The 14593-nt window shown below is 69.4% G+C and carries 14 protein-coding genes; 4 read left to right on the forward strand and 10 right to left on the reverse strand.

Annotated features, from left to right (window positions below):
• Positions 1-84: 84 nt before the first annotated feature.
• From nadC to J7U37_RS14040, 5 genes are all read right to left on the reverse strand, one after another.
• A complete protein-coding gene (gene nadC, locus J7U37_RS14020; RefSeq protein WP_056486572.1) occupies positions 85-963 on the reverse strand; it encodes a carboxylating nicotinate-nucleotide diphosphorylase in 879 nt (292 codons plus the stop codon).
• Between the two features lie 69 nt (positions 964-1032).
• Entirely contained in the window at positions 1033-2577 is a 1545-nt protein-coding gene (locus J7U37_RS14025; RefSeq protein WP_247636104.1) for an L-aspartate oxidase, read from the reverse strand.
• A complete protein-coding gene (gene nadA / locus J7U37_RS14030; protein WP_247636116.1) occupies positions 2574-3539 on the reverse strand; it encodes a quinolinate synthase NadA in 966 nt (321 codons plus the stop codon). The genes J7U37_RS14025 and nadA overlap by 4 nt, the downstream gene beginning before the upstream one ends.
• A gap of 247 nt (positions 3540-3786) precedes the next feature.
• Positions 3787-4785 carry a hypothetical protein gene (locus J7U37_RS14035; RefSeq protein ID WP_056188500.1) on the reverse strand — a complete coding sequence of 333 codons (999 nt, stop codon included), beginning with the start codon at positions 4783-4785 and terminating at the stop codon, positions 3787-3789.
• Positions 4786-4910: 125 nt separating this feature from the next.
• On the reverse strand, positions 4911-5474 hold the full coding sequence (locus J7U37_RS14040) for a sugar O-acetyltransferase (RefSeq protein ID WP_056188496.1): 564 nt from the start codon (positions 5472-5474) through the stop codon (positions 4911-4913).
• 143 nt (positions 5475-5617) lie between these two features.
• Here J7U37_RS14040 and thiE point away from each other — a divergent pair, with 143 nt between their 5' ends.
• The 3 genes from thiE to J7U37_RS14055 all read left to right on the forward strand — a co-directional run bounded on the left by thiE (position 5618) and on the right by J7U37_RS14055 (position 7888).
• Positions 5618-6328, forward strand: coding sequence for a thiamine phosphate synthase (gene thiE, locus J7U37_RS14045; RefSeq protein WP_247636105.1), 711 nt, complete (start codon positions 5618-5620; stop codon positions 6326-6328).
• Positions 6329-6353: 25 nt separating this feature from the next.
• Positions 6354-7160, forward strand: a complete 807-nt coding sequence (thiD, locus tag J7U37_RS14050; RefSeq protein ID WP_247636106.1) for a bifunctional hydroxymethylpyrimidine kinase/phosphomethylpyrimidine kinase — start codon at positions 6354-6356, stop codon at positions 7158-7160.
• Positions 7161-7258: 98 nt separating this feature from the next.
• A complete protein-coding gene (locus J7U37_RS14055) occupies positions 7259-7888 on the forward strand; it encodes an XRE family transcriptional regulator (RefSeq protein ID WP_056188490.1) in 630 nt (209 codons plus the stop codon).
• A gap of 30 nt (positions 7889-7918) precedes the next feature.
• On the opposite strand, the gene J7U37_RS14060 is transcribed toward J7U37_RS14055, so the two are convergent.
• The 5 genes from J7U37_RS14060 to J7U37_RS14080 all read right to left on the reverse strand — a co-directional run bounded on the left by J7U37_RS14060 (position 7919) and on the right by J7U37_RS14080 (position 13150).
• Complete coding sequence (locus J7U37_RS14060) at positions 7919-8470, reverse strand: ABC-type transport auxiliary lipoprotein family protein (RefSeq protein ID WP_244477042.1); 552 nt, start codon at positions 8468-8470, stop codon at positions 7919-7921.
• Between the two features lie 179 nt (positions 8471-8649).
• Positions 8650-9732, reverse strand: coding sequence for an MlaD family protein (locus tag J7U37_RS14065; protein ID WP_056188485.1), 1083 nt, complete (start codon positions 9730-9732; stop codon positions 8650-8652).
• A 68-nt stretch (positions 9733-9800) separates the two neighbouring features.
• Positions 9801-10598, reverse strand: coding sequence for an ABC transporter ATP-binding protein (locus tag J7U37_RS14070; protein WP_247636117.1), 798 nt, complete (start codon positions 10596-10598; stop codon positions 9801-9803).
• 106 nt (positions 10599-10704) lie between these two features.
• Entirely contained in the window at positions 10705-11814 is a 1110-nt protein-coding gene (locus J7U37_RS14075) for an MlaE family lipid ABC transporter permease subunit (protein ID WP_247636107.1), read from the reverse strand.
• An 88-nt stretch (positions 11815-11902) separates the two neighbouring features.
• A complete protein-coding gene (locus J7U37_RS14080; protein ID WP_247636108.1) occupies positions 11903-13150 on the reverse strand; it encodes an MFS transporter in 1248 nt (415 codons plus the stop codon).
• A gap of 149 nt (positions 13151-13299) precedes the next feature.
• Here J7U37_RS14080 and J7U37_RS14085 point away from each other — a divergent pair, with 149 nt between their 5' ends.
• On the forward strand, positions 13300-14469 hold the full coding sequence (locus J7U37_RS14085; protein WP_247636109.1) for a hypothetical protein: 1170 nt from the start codon (positions 13300-13302) through the stop codon (positions 14467-14469).
• Positions 14470-14593: the final 124 nt, after the last annotated feature.

Consider the following 14593-nt stretch of genomic DNA (forward strand, 5'->3'; position numbering starts at 1 on the left):
CTCTATTCGCACCGCAACGACGCTTGCGCGCGCGTCGTGATTTCATGGCAACACCGTGGCGTCGTTGCTGCTGCGCGAGGTGGCTCAGGCGGCGTCCAGGCCCAGATCGATGATCGGTGCGCTGTGGGTGATCCAGCCGCAGGAGATCAGGTCGACGCCCGACGCCGCGACCGCCCCGACGGTGTCGCGGTTGATCCGGCCGGACGCCTCGGCGATGGCCCGCCCGTCGATCATCGCCACGGCCTCGGCGAGTTGCTGCGGCGTCATGTTGTCGAGGAGCACCGCATCGGCGCCGACCGAGAGCGCCTGGGCCAACTGTTCCAGGGTGTCGACCTCGACCTCGATCTTGACCAGATGGCCCGCATAGGCCCGCGCCCGCTCGATGGCCGGGACGATCCCGCCGGCCACCGCCACGTGATTGTCCTTGATCAGCACCGCATCGTCGAGGCCGTAGCGGTGGTTGGAGCCGCCCCCGGCGCGGACTGCGTGCTTCTCCAGCGCCCGGAGCCCCGGCGTGGTCTTACGGGTGCAGACGATGCGCGCCTTGCCGTGGGGGCGGGCCGCTTCGACGAGCGACGCGGTGGCGGTGGCGACACCCGACATCCGGCACAGGAGGTTCAGGGCGACCCGTTCCGCCGTCAGGATGGCCCGGGCCGGACCGGCGAGGCGGATCACCACATCGCCCGGCTTCACCCGCGCGCCGTCGCCGCGCTCGACGCTGACCGATACGCTCGGATCGATCAGCCCGAAGGCGATCGTCGCCGCATCGACGCCGGAGATGACGCCATCCTGGCGCGCCGCGATGACGCCTTCCAGCCGCGCGCTGGACGGGACGATCGCGTCCGTGGTGATGTCGCCCGCCCGGCCGAGGTCTTCCAGCAGGGCCGCCCGGACGATGGGCTCCACCATGATGTGGGGCAGGGGCACGAGGTTGGTGCGGTCGGCGTTGGTGCGGTCGGGCATGATCCAGCTTCCGAAGAGGGGAACGAGGCGCGCGACCGCCGCGTCGTGGCAGGGCGGAGCGCGCGGGTGTCAGGCGGCGACGACGTCCCGGCCCGGTTCGAGGGCGTCCGCCATCGCCCAGAGGTCCGACAACGACATCTCCGTGTGCGCCGGCGCCACCTGCTGGGGATGATCGCTGCGCCAATGCGCGCCGCGGCTTTCCCGCCGCGACAAGGCGGAAGCCGCGATCGCGAGGCCCGTCAGGGCCGCGTCGCAACCGGCCCTGGCCGCGGGCGCGAGATGGCGGACCGCCTCGGTGAGCCCGTCCGCGTCGCGCACCACGCCGGCCTGACGCTCCAGGATGCGGCGCAGAGCCTCGCGATCCGAGTCGACACGCCGCTCCATCGGTTCGGCGCGGGCATAACCCGGCGCCGCCACACCGGAGACCGCCTCGGCGATCCACGGCGCGAACGCCATCGCTTCGAGGAGGGAGTTGCTGGCGAGGCGATTGGCGCCGTGCAGCCCCGTCGAGGCGACCTCGCCGCAGGCGAAAAGTCCCGGTACGGTGCTGGCGCCGCTTCCGTCCACCTTCACGCCGCCCATATGGTAGTGGGCGGCCGGTCGGACCGGGATCGCTTGTTTCCGCGGGTCGATGCCGGCCTCGGCACAGAGGCCGGCCACGGTGGGGAACCGCACCGGCATCCGGGCACCGAGATCGCCCCGGCAATCGAGGAACACCCGGGCGCCGCGGGCCAGGGCCTGGAAGATCCCGCGTGCCACGACGTCCCGGGGCGCGAGATCGCCGCCGGCGATACCCGCCATTACGGGCGCGCCGGTCTCGTCGATCAGGCTTGCGCCTTCGCCGCGCAGGGCTTCCGTCGCCAACGGCATGGGATCGGCGCCGGTGGCGATGGCGGTGGGGTGGAACTGCACGAACTCCATGTCGCGCAGGATCGCCCCGGCCCGGGCCGCCAGGGCGAGGCCGCGCCCGGTGGCCCCCCGTGGATTGGTGGTCGAGGCATAGAGCGCGCCGACGCCGCCGGTCGCCAGAACCACGGCGCGTCCCGGCAGGGCGAAACGCGCGCCGTCGCGTTCGCAGATCACACCGGCCACGGCCCCTGACGAATCCCGCATCAGATCGCGGGCCGAGGCCACCAGGACGGAGATGGACGCTGTCCGGCCGACCGCGCGCACCAGGGTCTCGAGCACGATCCGACCGGTGGAATCGCCACCCGCCCGCACGATGCGGCGCCGGGAATGGGCCGCTTCGAGTCCGAGGGCGAGGGCACCGGCGGCATCCCGATCGAACGGCGCCGCCAGTGCGACCAGCCAGTCGATCAGGCCGGGGCCGGCGGCGGCCACGCGCAGAGCCACGTCGGCTTCCGTCAGTCCGGCGCCCGCCGCGACCGTATCCGCCGCATGGAGAGCCGGCGCGTCGTCATCGCCCATGGCGGCGGCGATGCCCCCCTGGGCCCAGCCCGTCGCGGTGCCGATCCCCAGGGGAGCGGCGGTGACGAGCGTGACGGGGCGCGGCGCGAGGCGCAGCGCCGTGGCGAGACCGGCGATCCCGGCGCCGACCACGATGGTCCGGTCCGAGGCCGGCAGCGTGAAGGAGAACGGGGCGTGCGCGTTCATCGCGTCCGCACCGCGAGCATGCGTTCCACCGCCATCCGGGCGCGCTCGGCGAGTTCGGGCTCCACCGTGACCTCATGCGTCATGGTCTCCAGGGCGTGGCGGATGTTCTTGAGGCTCATGCGCTTCATGTGCGGACACAGGTTGCAGGGCTTGATGAACTCGATGTCGGGATTGGCCGCCGCGATGTTGTCGCCCATCGAGCACTCGGTCACGAGCACCACCTGCTTGGGGCGCTTCTCCAGCACGAAGTTCATCATCATCGCGGTGGAGCCGGAGAAATCAGCCTCGGCGACGACCTCGGGCGGACATTCCGGGTGGGTGATGACGGTGACGCCCGGATAGCTCTCGCGCACCTCGCGGATGTCGGCGGGCGTGAACTGCTCGTGCACCTCGCAATGGCCGGCCCAGGTCAGGATCTCGATCTCGGGCACCATCGCCTGGACGTTCTGGGCCAGGAACTCGTCCGGGATCATCAGCACGCGCGGTGCTTTCAGCGAGCGCACCACCTCGACCGCGTTGCCGGAGGTGCAGCACAGGTCGGATTCCGCCTTCACGGCCGCCGAGGTGTTGACGTAGGTCACGATCGGAACGCCGGGGTACTGGGCGCGGAGGCCGCGCACATCGGCTGCCGTGATGGAATCGGCCAGCGAGCAGCCGGCGCGCGTATCGGGAATGAGGACGGTCTTGCCGGGGTTCAGAAGCTTGGCCGTCTCCGCCATGAAGTGCACACCGGCGAGCACGATCACGTCGGCGTCGACCGTCACCGCCTCGCGGGCGAGCGCCAGGCTGTCGCCGACGATGTCGGACACCGTGTGGAAGATCTCCGGCGCCTGATAGTTGTGGGCCAGGATGACGGCGTTGCGGGTCTTCTTCAGTTCGAGGATCGCGGCGACATCCTCGGCCAGGGCCGGCCACTCGATCGCCGGGATATGACGGCTCACGCGGGCGTAGATGTCCGGCAGTGGGAAGCCGGCGGGGAGAGGTTGATTCGCAGGAACGCCCTGGCTCCCAGGAAGCCCCTGGAAAATCGGCGTGATCGGGAGACTGGTCGCTGCCATTGCGCGTCCTCACTTATGCTCAATCTGAGCATTGTGCCGACTAACGTAGGCGGCGCCGGACCCGTTGTCCAGATATGCAGGGTTTGAGCATAACGTTTTTGCGGCGCGAAAATGACGCTGCACTGCAAATGTCATTGCGGCCTGTCGGGGGTCAGGCGGGGCGACGAACCGCGCGTAGACGGAACCCGGGGGCGGGGCGTTCGAGCAGGACTTCCCTCCGGAAGCGCACCAATCGGGCGGGTCGACCGGTCGCCCCGCTGGTGATCGCGTCCGTCTCTTCGACGAGTCCCTGCTGGGCCACGAGCCGTCGGAAATTCTGCTTGTGCAGGTTCGTGCCGGACAGGGCCTCGACGGTCCGTTGAAGCTGGAACAGAGTGAAGGTGGGCGGCATCAGCTCGAACACCACGGGTCGATACTTGATCTTGCCGCGCAAGCGCCCGATGGCCGTGGCCAGCACCCGGCGATGATCGAGGGCCATGGGCTGGCCCGTCGTTCTCCGGTCCCCGTCCTGCGCCTCGCCGGACTGGCCCTGGGCTTCCGGGATCAGCCCGGCCTCGAACAGGAGTTCGTAGCGCTCCAGCACGCGCTCTTCGTTCCAGGTGCCGCCGCACAGCCCGAAGGTCAGGGCGAGCCGGTCCTCGCGCCGGCGGCGCAACTTCGGATCGGTGGCCGTTTCCATCCAGGCCAGGAGCTTGGCCTCGATTTCGCCGAGCGATTCGGGACGGCCCTCCCGCCAATCCTCCCACGGCAGGTAGCGGTACCAGTTCCGCCAGGACGCCTCGGCCAGGCCCCCGGGGCGGACCTCGCGCACCAGGGCGAGATAGGCGACCGAGAGCGAGTGCAGTCCCCCGGCATCGTCCCCCTGCCGGTCGCGGTCTCCGAAGGTGTAGAGTTGCTCGACATAGCCGAGCCGCTGATGCGTCTGCCGCTCGACCCAGGCCCGCAGGCCACGCTCCAAAGTCGGGTGTTCCGGCACGAGCGGCCCCGCCGGCAGCCCATCGGAGCGGCCCTTCGCCTGCCCGCCGACCTGGACGGTAAGGGCGCGCGGTTCGCCATCAGTGGCCGCGATGATGACGGCCACCAGTCCCACGGCCGACGGATTGGAAAGAGCCCCCTCCTGGTGCCGCTGGGTCTCCTCCGCCGTGGTCACGCCGTCCGATCCTCGCCCGATCCGATTGGTCCGCAGTGCTCATCGCATATCGGGGACGCGTGATGAACGTGGAAAATCGACCGCGGACGGGCGGTCCGTGTGTGACCGGCCTTCGAGGACAGGATTCAGCCCTGAGGGCCGGGGAGCGCGCGGGCCGGGTTCCCGACGACGGTCGCACCCGGCGCGACGTCGCGGGTCACCACGCTGCCGGCCCCGACGATGGCGTGGTCGCCCACCGTGATCCCCGGCAGGATGATCGCGCCGCCGCCGATCCAGACGTTGCGACCGATCCGGATCGGCCGGGCGAACTCCAGGCCGGCTTCACGCGGACCCGGCTCCCGCGGGTGATCGGGCGTGAGGATCTGGACACCGGGACCGATCTGCGTGCGGTCGCCGATGCTGACGGGCGCGCAATCCAGGATGACGCAGCCGAAATTGAGAAACACATGCGCGCCGAGGCTGATGTGCAGCCCGTAATCGCAGTGGAACGGCGGACGGATCACCGCGCCCTCACCGACGGCGGCGAGGCGTTCGCGCAGGAGATCGCGTCGTATGGCGGGCGTTTCGGCGAGCGCCGCGTTGTAGCGCTGCATCCACGCCTTGCAGGCATGAGCGTCGGCGTGAAGCTCCGCGTCGTCCGGGTCGTAGATCTCTCCGGCCAGCATCTTCTGCTTCTGGGTTCGGCTCATGCGCGGATGCATCTCCAAGTCAGGCAGGATTGAACGCCAGCTGCGACGGAAAGGCTCCGCATCGCGGTGGGACCCCAGAGCTTCCGATGATCCGGTCCCGGTCCTACAATGCGGCATCGAGCGATGAAACGAGGACTCTCAGCGTGATCGGACGGGACGAAGCCATCGGCCGGGGGCGGCCGGTCGACCTGCGCCTCTACGGCCTTCTCGATACGGGGGTGTCCGGGCTGGATGGTTCGCGGCTGGCGGCGATGGCGGCCGAGGCGGTGCAGGGTGGCTGCACCCTGCTCCAGTACCGGGAGAAGGCGATCGGGGACGCGCGCGCGGCGCTGGGCCGCATCCGGGCGATCCATGCGGCCCTCACCGGATCGGGCGTGCCGCTCCTCGTCAACGACCGCATCGATCTGGCGCTCGCCGCCGGGGTCGAAGGCGTGCATCTCGGCCAGAGCGACCTCCATCCGGCCGACGCACGCCGCCTGCTCGGGGGCGACGCGCTGATCGGCCTGACGCTGAAGACCGGCAATCAGGCCGACGAACTCTACCGCCTGCCCGTCGACTATGCCTGCATCGGCGGGGTCTTCGCCACGACGAGCAAGGACAATCCCGATGCCCCGGTGGGCCTTGACGGCCTCACCCGCATCGTGTTTCGCGCTCGGCTCGCCCGCGGCGCCGCGTTCCCGCTCGGCGCGATCGCGGGGATCGACGCCGGCAACGCGGCATCGGTGATCGCGGCCGGTGCCGATGGCATCGCGGTCATTTCCGCCCTGTTCGCGCGGGAGTCCATCGCCGACGAGGCCCGCCATCTTCGCAGCCGGGTCGATTCCGCTCTCGCCGCCCGCGGCGTGGCAGCCTAAGCTCCGCCGGCGCCGAGGACAGACCATGACACCCATTGCCGTCACCATCGCGGGATCGGATTCGAGCGGCGGCGCCGGCATCCAGGCCGACCTCAAGACCTTTGCGGCCCTGCGCGTCTACGGCGCCAGCGTGATCACCGCCCTGACGGCGCAGAACACACGCGGGGTCCAGGCGATCCACGACGTGCCGGCGGACTTCGTCGCGGCGCAGATCGACAGCGTCTTCTCGGACCTCGCCGTGGGTGCGGTGAAGATCGGCATGCTGTCGCAGGTCGCGACCATCGAGGCGGTGGCGGCCGGTCTCGCCCGCCATGCGGGATCGATCCCGATCGTCCTCGACCCCGTGATGGTCGCCACCTCCGGCGACCGGCTGATCTCCGAGGCGGCGGTGGAGGCCCTGCGCTGGCACCTTCTTCCCCTGGCCGACCTCGTCACGCCGAATCTGCCCGAGACCGCGACCCTGATCGCCGAGCCCGATGCGACGAGCGAGAACGCGGCCGTCGCCCAGGGCCGTCGCCTTCTGGCGCTGGGCGCCCGCGCCGTCCTGGTGAAGGGTGGACACGGCGACGGTGACGAGAGCGTCGATCACCTCATGGGCGCCGACGGGACGCTCCGTCGCTTCGCGGCCCCGCGCATCCGGACCCGAAATACCCACGGCACCGGCTGCACCCTGTCCTCCGCCGTGGCGGCGGGGCTCGCCCGCGGCCTGTCGATGGTGGAGGCGGTCGCAGAGGCCAAGCGCTACGTCTCCGCCGCGATCGCGGCCGCGGACGGGGTCGCGATCGGACACGGGCACGGCCCGGTTCATCATTTCCACGCGGTATGGCGATAGCCGAAGCCTCGCGCGACCCTTGCGCCGACCCGCCGTTTGCGTTTGAAGTACCGTACAAGCGTCCGGTTAACGGAACGGGTGCGCGGAAGTCAGGGACAATGGACGACCAGTTGACGACGCCCGAGCGCGGGCGGCAGCGTGATATCCTCACCGGCGCGCAAGTGCTCTCGGGCCAGCTCGGCAAGACGATCCAGCGCCTGCGCAAGGCCTACAACCTGTCGCTGTCCGAATTGGCCGAGCAATCCGGCGTCGCGAAATCGATCATCAGCCAGATCGAGCGCAACGAGACCAACCCGACGCTGGCGACGATCTGGCGCCTGAGCCAGGCCCTCGACGTGTCGATCGAGCGGGTTCTGGCGACCAGCGACGAGGAACCCTTCATCGAGAAGACCTCGCGGGCCGATACGCCGATCCTGGTCTCCGACGACGGCAAGGTCCGCCTCGCCATCATCGGGTGGATCAAGACCGTCGAGTGGCTGCAATGGTACGACGTCGCGGCCGATTTCGGCGGCGTGCTCGATTCCGATCCGCACCAGCGCGGCTCGGTGGAATCCCTGACCGTGACGGCGGGACAGTTCGAGGTGGAGGTCGCCGGAACCGTCCAGCGGGCGCGCGCCGGCGAGACCCTGCGCTATCGCTGCGACCGTCCCCACACGGTCCGCTGCATCGGACCCGAGCCCGGCAAGGCGATCATGGTGGTGATCATGAAGGCCGCCGTGATGGAGTGATCGGGCGTAAGACGAGGCGCCGAGATCGCCTCAGCGTCCCGAATTCACCCAGGCGACCATATCGGCGAGCACCCGGGCCAGGGCCGCATCGAGGCCGACAGCCGCATTGGCCGCGTCGACCTTCGACACCGGCAGGCGTGCGGTGAAGATGCGGGCGGCCACCACCTTGCCAGTGCCCTCGGCGATGATCTTGGCGGAGATGTCGACCACGGCCTCGCCCGAACCGGCGGCGATGTCGAAGGCCCGGATCTCGCTGATCAGCTGATACTCGGCCGTGATCTTGTCGCCGGGCCGGCTCACCGATTTCAGACGGCCCGAATTCTCCAGGCTCTGGATCAGGCGAGCCTGGATCAGGCGTGGCAGGCGATCGGCCCATTGGCCGCCGCCCAGGAACGACAGGGCGCCGCCCGGCTCGCGCACGATGATGCGATCCGCCTCGAAGGGCTGGAGGCCGGTCGGCTCCGTCACGACGAACGAGCGCGCGGTCCCGCCAACGCGTCCATTCGGGGGCAGAGCGGCGAGGTCGAAGGTGAGCGGCACGGCGCCGCCTCCACACCCACCGAGACCGGCCGCCAGAAGCATCACGGCGAGCAGGCCGCGGACCTGCGCGGGCGCCGCCCTGAAGCCCATTGCCGTGTTGGTGATCGACATACGCATTCTGGAAAACCCATCGCTGCGCTGGAGCGCGGCGTGGCGGTAAACTAACCTAGCGCAGGATTGGTGGCGTGTGGCGCAGCACCGTCGGCTGCGGAAAACGCCGATCACCGGTTGCCGTTGTATTCCGGCAACGATGGCTTTCCGCCGAAGATCACCTGCGAAGGGTCGCGCTCGAGGCTCTTCACCGTTCGGTTCAGGGTGTTGAGCGTCCGCTGGCCATCGGTCGACAGGGCCTCGACCTCGCGCCGTCCCGTCCCGCTCAGGCGATTGAAGCTGGTGGCGATGTTGGAGGTGCGCTTATCGAGGTTCTCGGACAGCGTGCGGAACGCGCGTCCCGCATCGCGAACCGAGATCGCGGCCTCGCGCACTTCGGTGAAGGTGCTGGTCCCGGCGGAGCCCGAGGCCGAACCGAGGAAGCCTTCCGCGCCCTTGAGCACCGCGTCGACGCGATCCGCCGACGCGTTGAGCTTGGCGGCCAGGGAACGGGCGTCCTTCAGGGCCGCTTCGATGTCGCCGCTGCCGGCGGCGAGCGCGCCGGTGAACCGGTCGGTGTTGTCGATGACGCGATTGAGCTTCTGGCCGTCGATCGCCTTGACGAGACCGCTGACGGCGGGTCCTGCATCCGCCAGCGTCTTCGAGAAGGCCTCGACATTGGCCAGGGTGCGGTTGATCGCGCCTTCGTTGCCGGCCACCACCTTGTCGAGGCGCTGGAGCACGTCGTCGGCGCGCTGCGCGATCTGCTTGGCCGCCGCCATCATGTCCTGGATGTCGGAGCTGTCGGCGAAGATCGTCGGGATTTGATCGCCCGAGCCCGGCGTAAGGGCCGGCGCATCGGCGTTGCCGCCGGAAAGTGAGATCGTCGAGACGCCGGTCAGCATCGCCGAGTCGAGGCGCGCGCGGGTGTCGGCGCGCAGGGGCGTGGTCCGCTCGACCTCCACGATGGCGACGACGCGGCGCGGGTCCTGCGGCAGAAGCCGCACATCGGTGACTTCGCCGACCTTGATGCCGTTGAAGGCCACGGTCGAACCCTTGGCGAGGCCTCCGACGCTGCCGGAGAAGACGATACGCACGGCCTGACGGACCTGGCTGCGGGAACCGCCTTGGAGCCAGAACACGAAGCCGAAGGCCGCCACCAGCACCGCGAGGGTGAAGGCGCCGATGAGGGCGTAGTTCGCGCGAGTCTCCATCGGATCAATGATACCTTGGCGGGATGGGTCTGGTGCGGTGCGAGGCCACACGCCGCGCGTCGCTGGTCTCAGGCGGGCGCATGATGCGGACCCTTGGTGACGACGGCACGTCCGCGTTTGCCATGAAAGTAGGAGCGCAACCAGGGATGGTCGCTCTCCAGCATCTCCTCGATGGTCCCCTGCGCGATGATCTGCCCATCGCCGAGGGCCGCGATGCGATCGCAGGCGGTGTAGAGGCTGTCGAGATCGTGGGTGACCATGAACACCGTCAGCCCGAGGGTCTGCTTCAGCGTCGCGACGAGTTCGTCGAACTCGCCGGCACCGATCGGGTCGAGCCCGGAGGTCGGCTCGTCGAGGAACAGGATCTCGGGGTCGAGGGCCAGGGAGCGCGCGAGGGCGGCCCGCTTGATCATGCCGCCGGAGAGTTCGGACGGCAGCTTGTCGGCCGCATCCGGCTTCAAGCCGACCATCTCGATCTTGAGGCGGGCGAATTCGTCCAGCAGGCGCTCGGACAGGTCCAGGTGCTCGCGCATCGGCATCTGGATGTTCTGCTTCACGGTCAGGGCCGAGAACAGGGCGCCTTGCTGGAACAGCACGCCCCAGCGCTGCTCGATCTGCCGCCTGCGGGCCACGGTCAGGCCATCCATGTCCTCGCCAAACACCTCGATGGTGCCGGCCCGCTTCGGAACCAGCCCCAGGATCGTCCGTGTCAGGACCGACTTGCCCTGGCCCGACGGCCCGACGAAGCCCAGGATCTCGCCGCGCCGGATGTCGAGGTCGAGGCCCTTCATCACGATCTTGCTGCCGAAGCCCACGACGAGGTCGCGGACCCGGATGATCGGCTCGGGCGCGGCGGCGCTCCCCATGGCGGGACTGGCCGTGGTGGGAAGGGCCTCGGCGGGAAGGGCCTTGCCGGGACTGGCCGGCCTGGCGTTTGCCGGCGCGTGGGGGGCGGAAGCGGTCTGCATGGCCTCAGAAATCGATCGCGGCGAAGAAGACGGCAAACAGTCCATCGAGGACGATGACCATGAAGATAGACTTGACGACTGAGGCCGTGACGTGGCGCCCCAGAGACTCGGCCGAACCCTCCACGGCGAAACCCTCAATCGTCGCAATGATCCCGATGATGAGAGCCATGAACGGGGCCTTGATCAGCCCGACGGCGACGTGATGGAGCGACACGGCCGCCTGCAGGCGGGCCAGGAATGCATCGACGGTCATGCCGCCATAGAGCGAGGCCGTCAGGCCGCCGCCGGCCAGCGCCGCGAGCGACGCCAGGAAGGTCAGGATCGGCAGGCCGATGACCAGGGCGAGGATGCGTGGCACGATCAGGATCTCGATCGGGTCGAGCCCCATGACCCGCAGGGCATCGACCTCCTCGCGCATCCGCATCGAGCCGATCTCGGCCGTGAAGGCCGAGCCCGACCGGCCCGCCACCATGATCGAGGTGAGGAGCACGCCGAGTTCGCGCAGGATGAGCAGCCCGATCAGGTTCACCACGAAGCTCTGGGCTCCGAAGCGCTGCAACTGAAAGATGCCCTGCTGCGCGACGATGCCGCCCACGAGGAACGAGATCAGCACGATGATCGGCACGCCCCGGAAGGCGACCTGTTCGATCTGATTGATCAGCGCGGTGCCACGGAAGGTCCCGGGACGCGCGGCGACGCGGATGCATGCGAGCACGACCTCGCCGAAGAAGGCGAGACCGGTGACGAGGTCCGACTTGGCACCGACGACCCGTCGGCCGAGATCGTCCAGGAACCCGGCGATGCGCCCGCGCGACGCCGGAGCGGGCTCGGCGACCGGGAGCTTCACTTCGCTGAGGAGGATACGATGTTCCGGTGCGGCCCCGGCATAGGCGACGTGTCCGCCCGCGGCCTCGATTTCGGCCCGGGTCCGTTCGAGCACCCACGCGCCCAGCGTGTCGAGACGTGCCACGCGGCTCAGGTCGATGAGCAGGGTGACGCCCGGGGCGCTGGCGGCGATGCGGGCTGCTGCCCGTTCCACGGCCGCACCCTGGTCGGCGGTCCAACGTCCGGACAGGCCGATATGCCCGTTCTCGAGGAACGCGGCGTCGGCCACTTCCGGATTGGTCCTGATCTCGACTCTACCCAATGACGCCGCACTCCCATGCCGCGATCATCTATCACCGCGTACGGTTACCGGACGGTCAAGGTTGATCCCGCGATCCGGTGTGCTGGCCCACAAACGTGGTGGTGTGAAGGCCGAAAGCGCGGGCGGATCGCGCGGCGCGTGCCGCGAGGCACAAGCCGAGTCCGGCCAGCGGGGCCATCAGCGCGAAGGTGAGCGGGCCGCCTCCGGCCTGATAGGCGACCCCCGTCATTAGCGTGGCGGAGGCCGAGGCGAGGGCGCCGGCCGAACTCACCGTGCCCTGCGCCCGGCCGCGCGCTCCGTCCGGTGCGAATCGGGACACCGCCGCCATGGCGCCGAGCTGGGTCGCCCCGAAGGTGAGGCCGTGCAGCATCTGCAGGACGATCACCGGCCCGAGCCGGTCGCCGAACCAGGCGAGGCCGAGCGCGCGCACCAGCGCGGCCCCGCCCCCAAAGGCGAGAAGGACGAACGGGTTGCGCCAGCGCGCCGGAAGGCGGCCGATCAGCGCGAACAGCACGATCTCCGATGCCACGCCGATCGCCCAGAGCGTGCCGATCCAGGCCGTCGAGATGCCGTGGGTCGTCCAGTGGATGCTCCCGAACGCATAGATCGCCGCATGGCTCGATTGGATCAGCGCGGCGGCCCCGATGGACAGCCACAGCACGCCGGGTAGGCGCGGGCGGCCACCGTCCGGGTGAGGCGGCGGCGTCGGTGGAGCATCGACACGCGCCAGCACCACGACCGCGGCGGCGATCAGCGCCAGGACGGTGAGCAGGAGCGGGACCGCCAGGCGCTCGCCCAGCGCCCCGAGGGCGGTACCGCCCGCGAAGTTCGCCAGCAGGAAGCCGATCGAGCCGGCCATGCGGATGCGGGCATATTCGAGGTGCCGGCTCCGCCGCACCGCGCTCAAGGTCAGGTAATCGATACTCGGCACCAGTGGCGCCGCCGCCACGGCATTGAGCGCGATCAGGAGCGCGAGCACCGGCCACCCGATCGCTGCCCCCGCCGGCATCAGCACGTAGGTCGCCGCCAGGACGAGGCTTCCGACCAGGAGGATGCGAGGGGCCGCGATGCCCCGGTCGATGAGACCCACTAGCGGCGCGGTCGAGACGATGCGGATCGCGATCGGCAGAGCGAGCAGGGCGCCGATGACGGTGGGGTCGAGCCCGAGGGCGTTCAGCCAGACCGGCATGAACGGCATGGCGATGCCGATCTCCACGAAGACGACGGCGTACAGGACCGAGAGCCGGGCGGCGTTCGGCTCCGGATGGACCTGGCGGGTGTCGGCAGAGGCGGTGTCGGACAAGTCGACCGGATCGGGGCGAGGGGGCCTGTGGATACGTCGCGTCAGGCGGAAGCTGCGTAAAGCCGGCGTTAAAACGATCCTGTCAACCTGCGGTGGCTTGGACCCAGGCACCACGTGCCGGTCACAGCACCGGCAAGGACGAGTGCTTGATGTCGAGTTCCCAATCGCTGACGTCGATCGACGTCTCCGAATACGACCGTATCGAAGCGGCGATGACCGAGAGCGAGCGTGGACGCTGGTTTCTCGACGCCTACCTGCGCCGCAACCGCACCAGCGACACCGGAATTCTCCTCGACGCCATCGCCCGGCTCGAGGCTGCCGTGACCAGCGACCGGGACACCAGCCAGATCGGCCGGGTCCGCGGCGACCTGATGGACATGGCCCATGCCATCGCCCGCACGAAAGCCGAGATCGCGGCGATCAAGTCGCCCGATCAGGACCAGAGCAGCCTGGGCGGGGCTTCGGCGGCCCTCGACGCCATCGTGCGCTCCACCGAGCGGGCGACCTCGGACATCCTGAGTGCCGCCGAGAACGTCCAGGAAACCGCCTGGAACCTGCGCGAATCCGGCTCCGACGCGGCGGCTTGCGACGAACTCGACCGGCGGGCCACCGCGATCTACACCGCCTGCTCGTTCCAGGATCTCACGGCTCAGCGCATCGCCCGCGTCATCCACACATTGCGGTATCTGGAGGAACGCCTCGCCGCCATGATGGCGATCTGGGGCGATGCGCTCGATCCGGTGCCGACGGCGCCCGGCGGCTCCGCGACACCGGAGGTTCCGGCCGATCTCTGTCAGAGCGATGTCGACCGCTATATCGCGATGGACACCTCCGCCGCAGAACCGAGGGCGTCGACCCCCCTGCCTCTGCCGGATGGACCGATGGCGGACGACATCGTCTTCCTGGAGGTGACCGATGCCGTGATGGAGCCCGACCGGGAGCCGGATGCGGTGGAGGTGCCCGATCTGGAAGCCTCCGATCTGGAAGCCTCCGATTTGAATGCCTTTGAAGCGGACGCTCCCGAAATGGATGCTTCCGAAGGAGACGCTCCCGACGTGGATGCCTCGGGTCTCAGCACCGGGCTTCCCGAAGCCGCCGCCTCGTTCGACAAGCCCCTCGATGCCGATGAGGGGCGCGGCGACGCGCAGATCCGGCCGGACGCGGAAGACCAGCCGCAAGTCGCATCGGTCGACGATGTGGCCGACCGAATGAGCCCCCCCACGGTTCAGGTCTCGGAGAAGGCCCAAACCGATATCGCCACGGCCTTCGCCGAGATCGATGCGCTCACCGATGACGAGAAGCGGGCGCTGTTCTCCTAGAGCGTTTTCCACGATCCCTGAGTCGTTGCGGCGAGGTGAGCGTTGATCCCTGAAGGTTCGTCAGGGAGATCGCCATGGCCCGTGCCTACAGTCACGATCTGCGCATTCGCGTCCTGGACGCAGT

It is taken from the genome of Methylobacterium sp. 37f (genome assembly GCF_023093475.1).
In the GTDB taxonomy this organism is placed as follows: Bacteria; Pseudomonadota; Alphaproteobacteria; order Rhizobiales; family Beijerinckiaceae; genus Methylobacterium.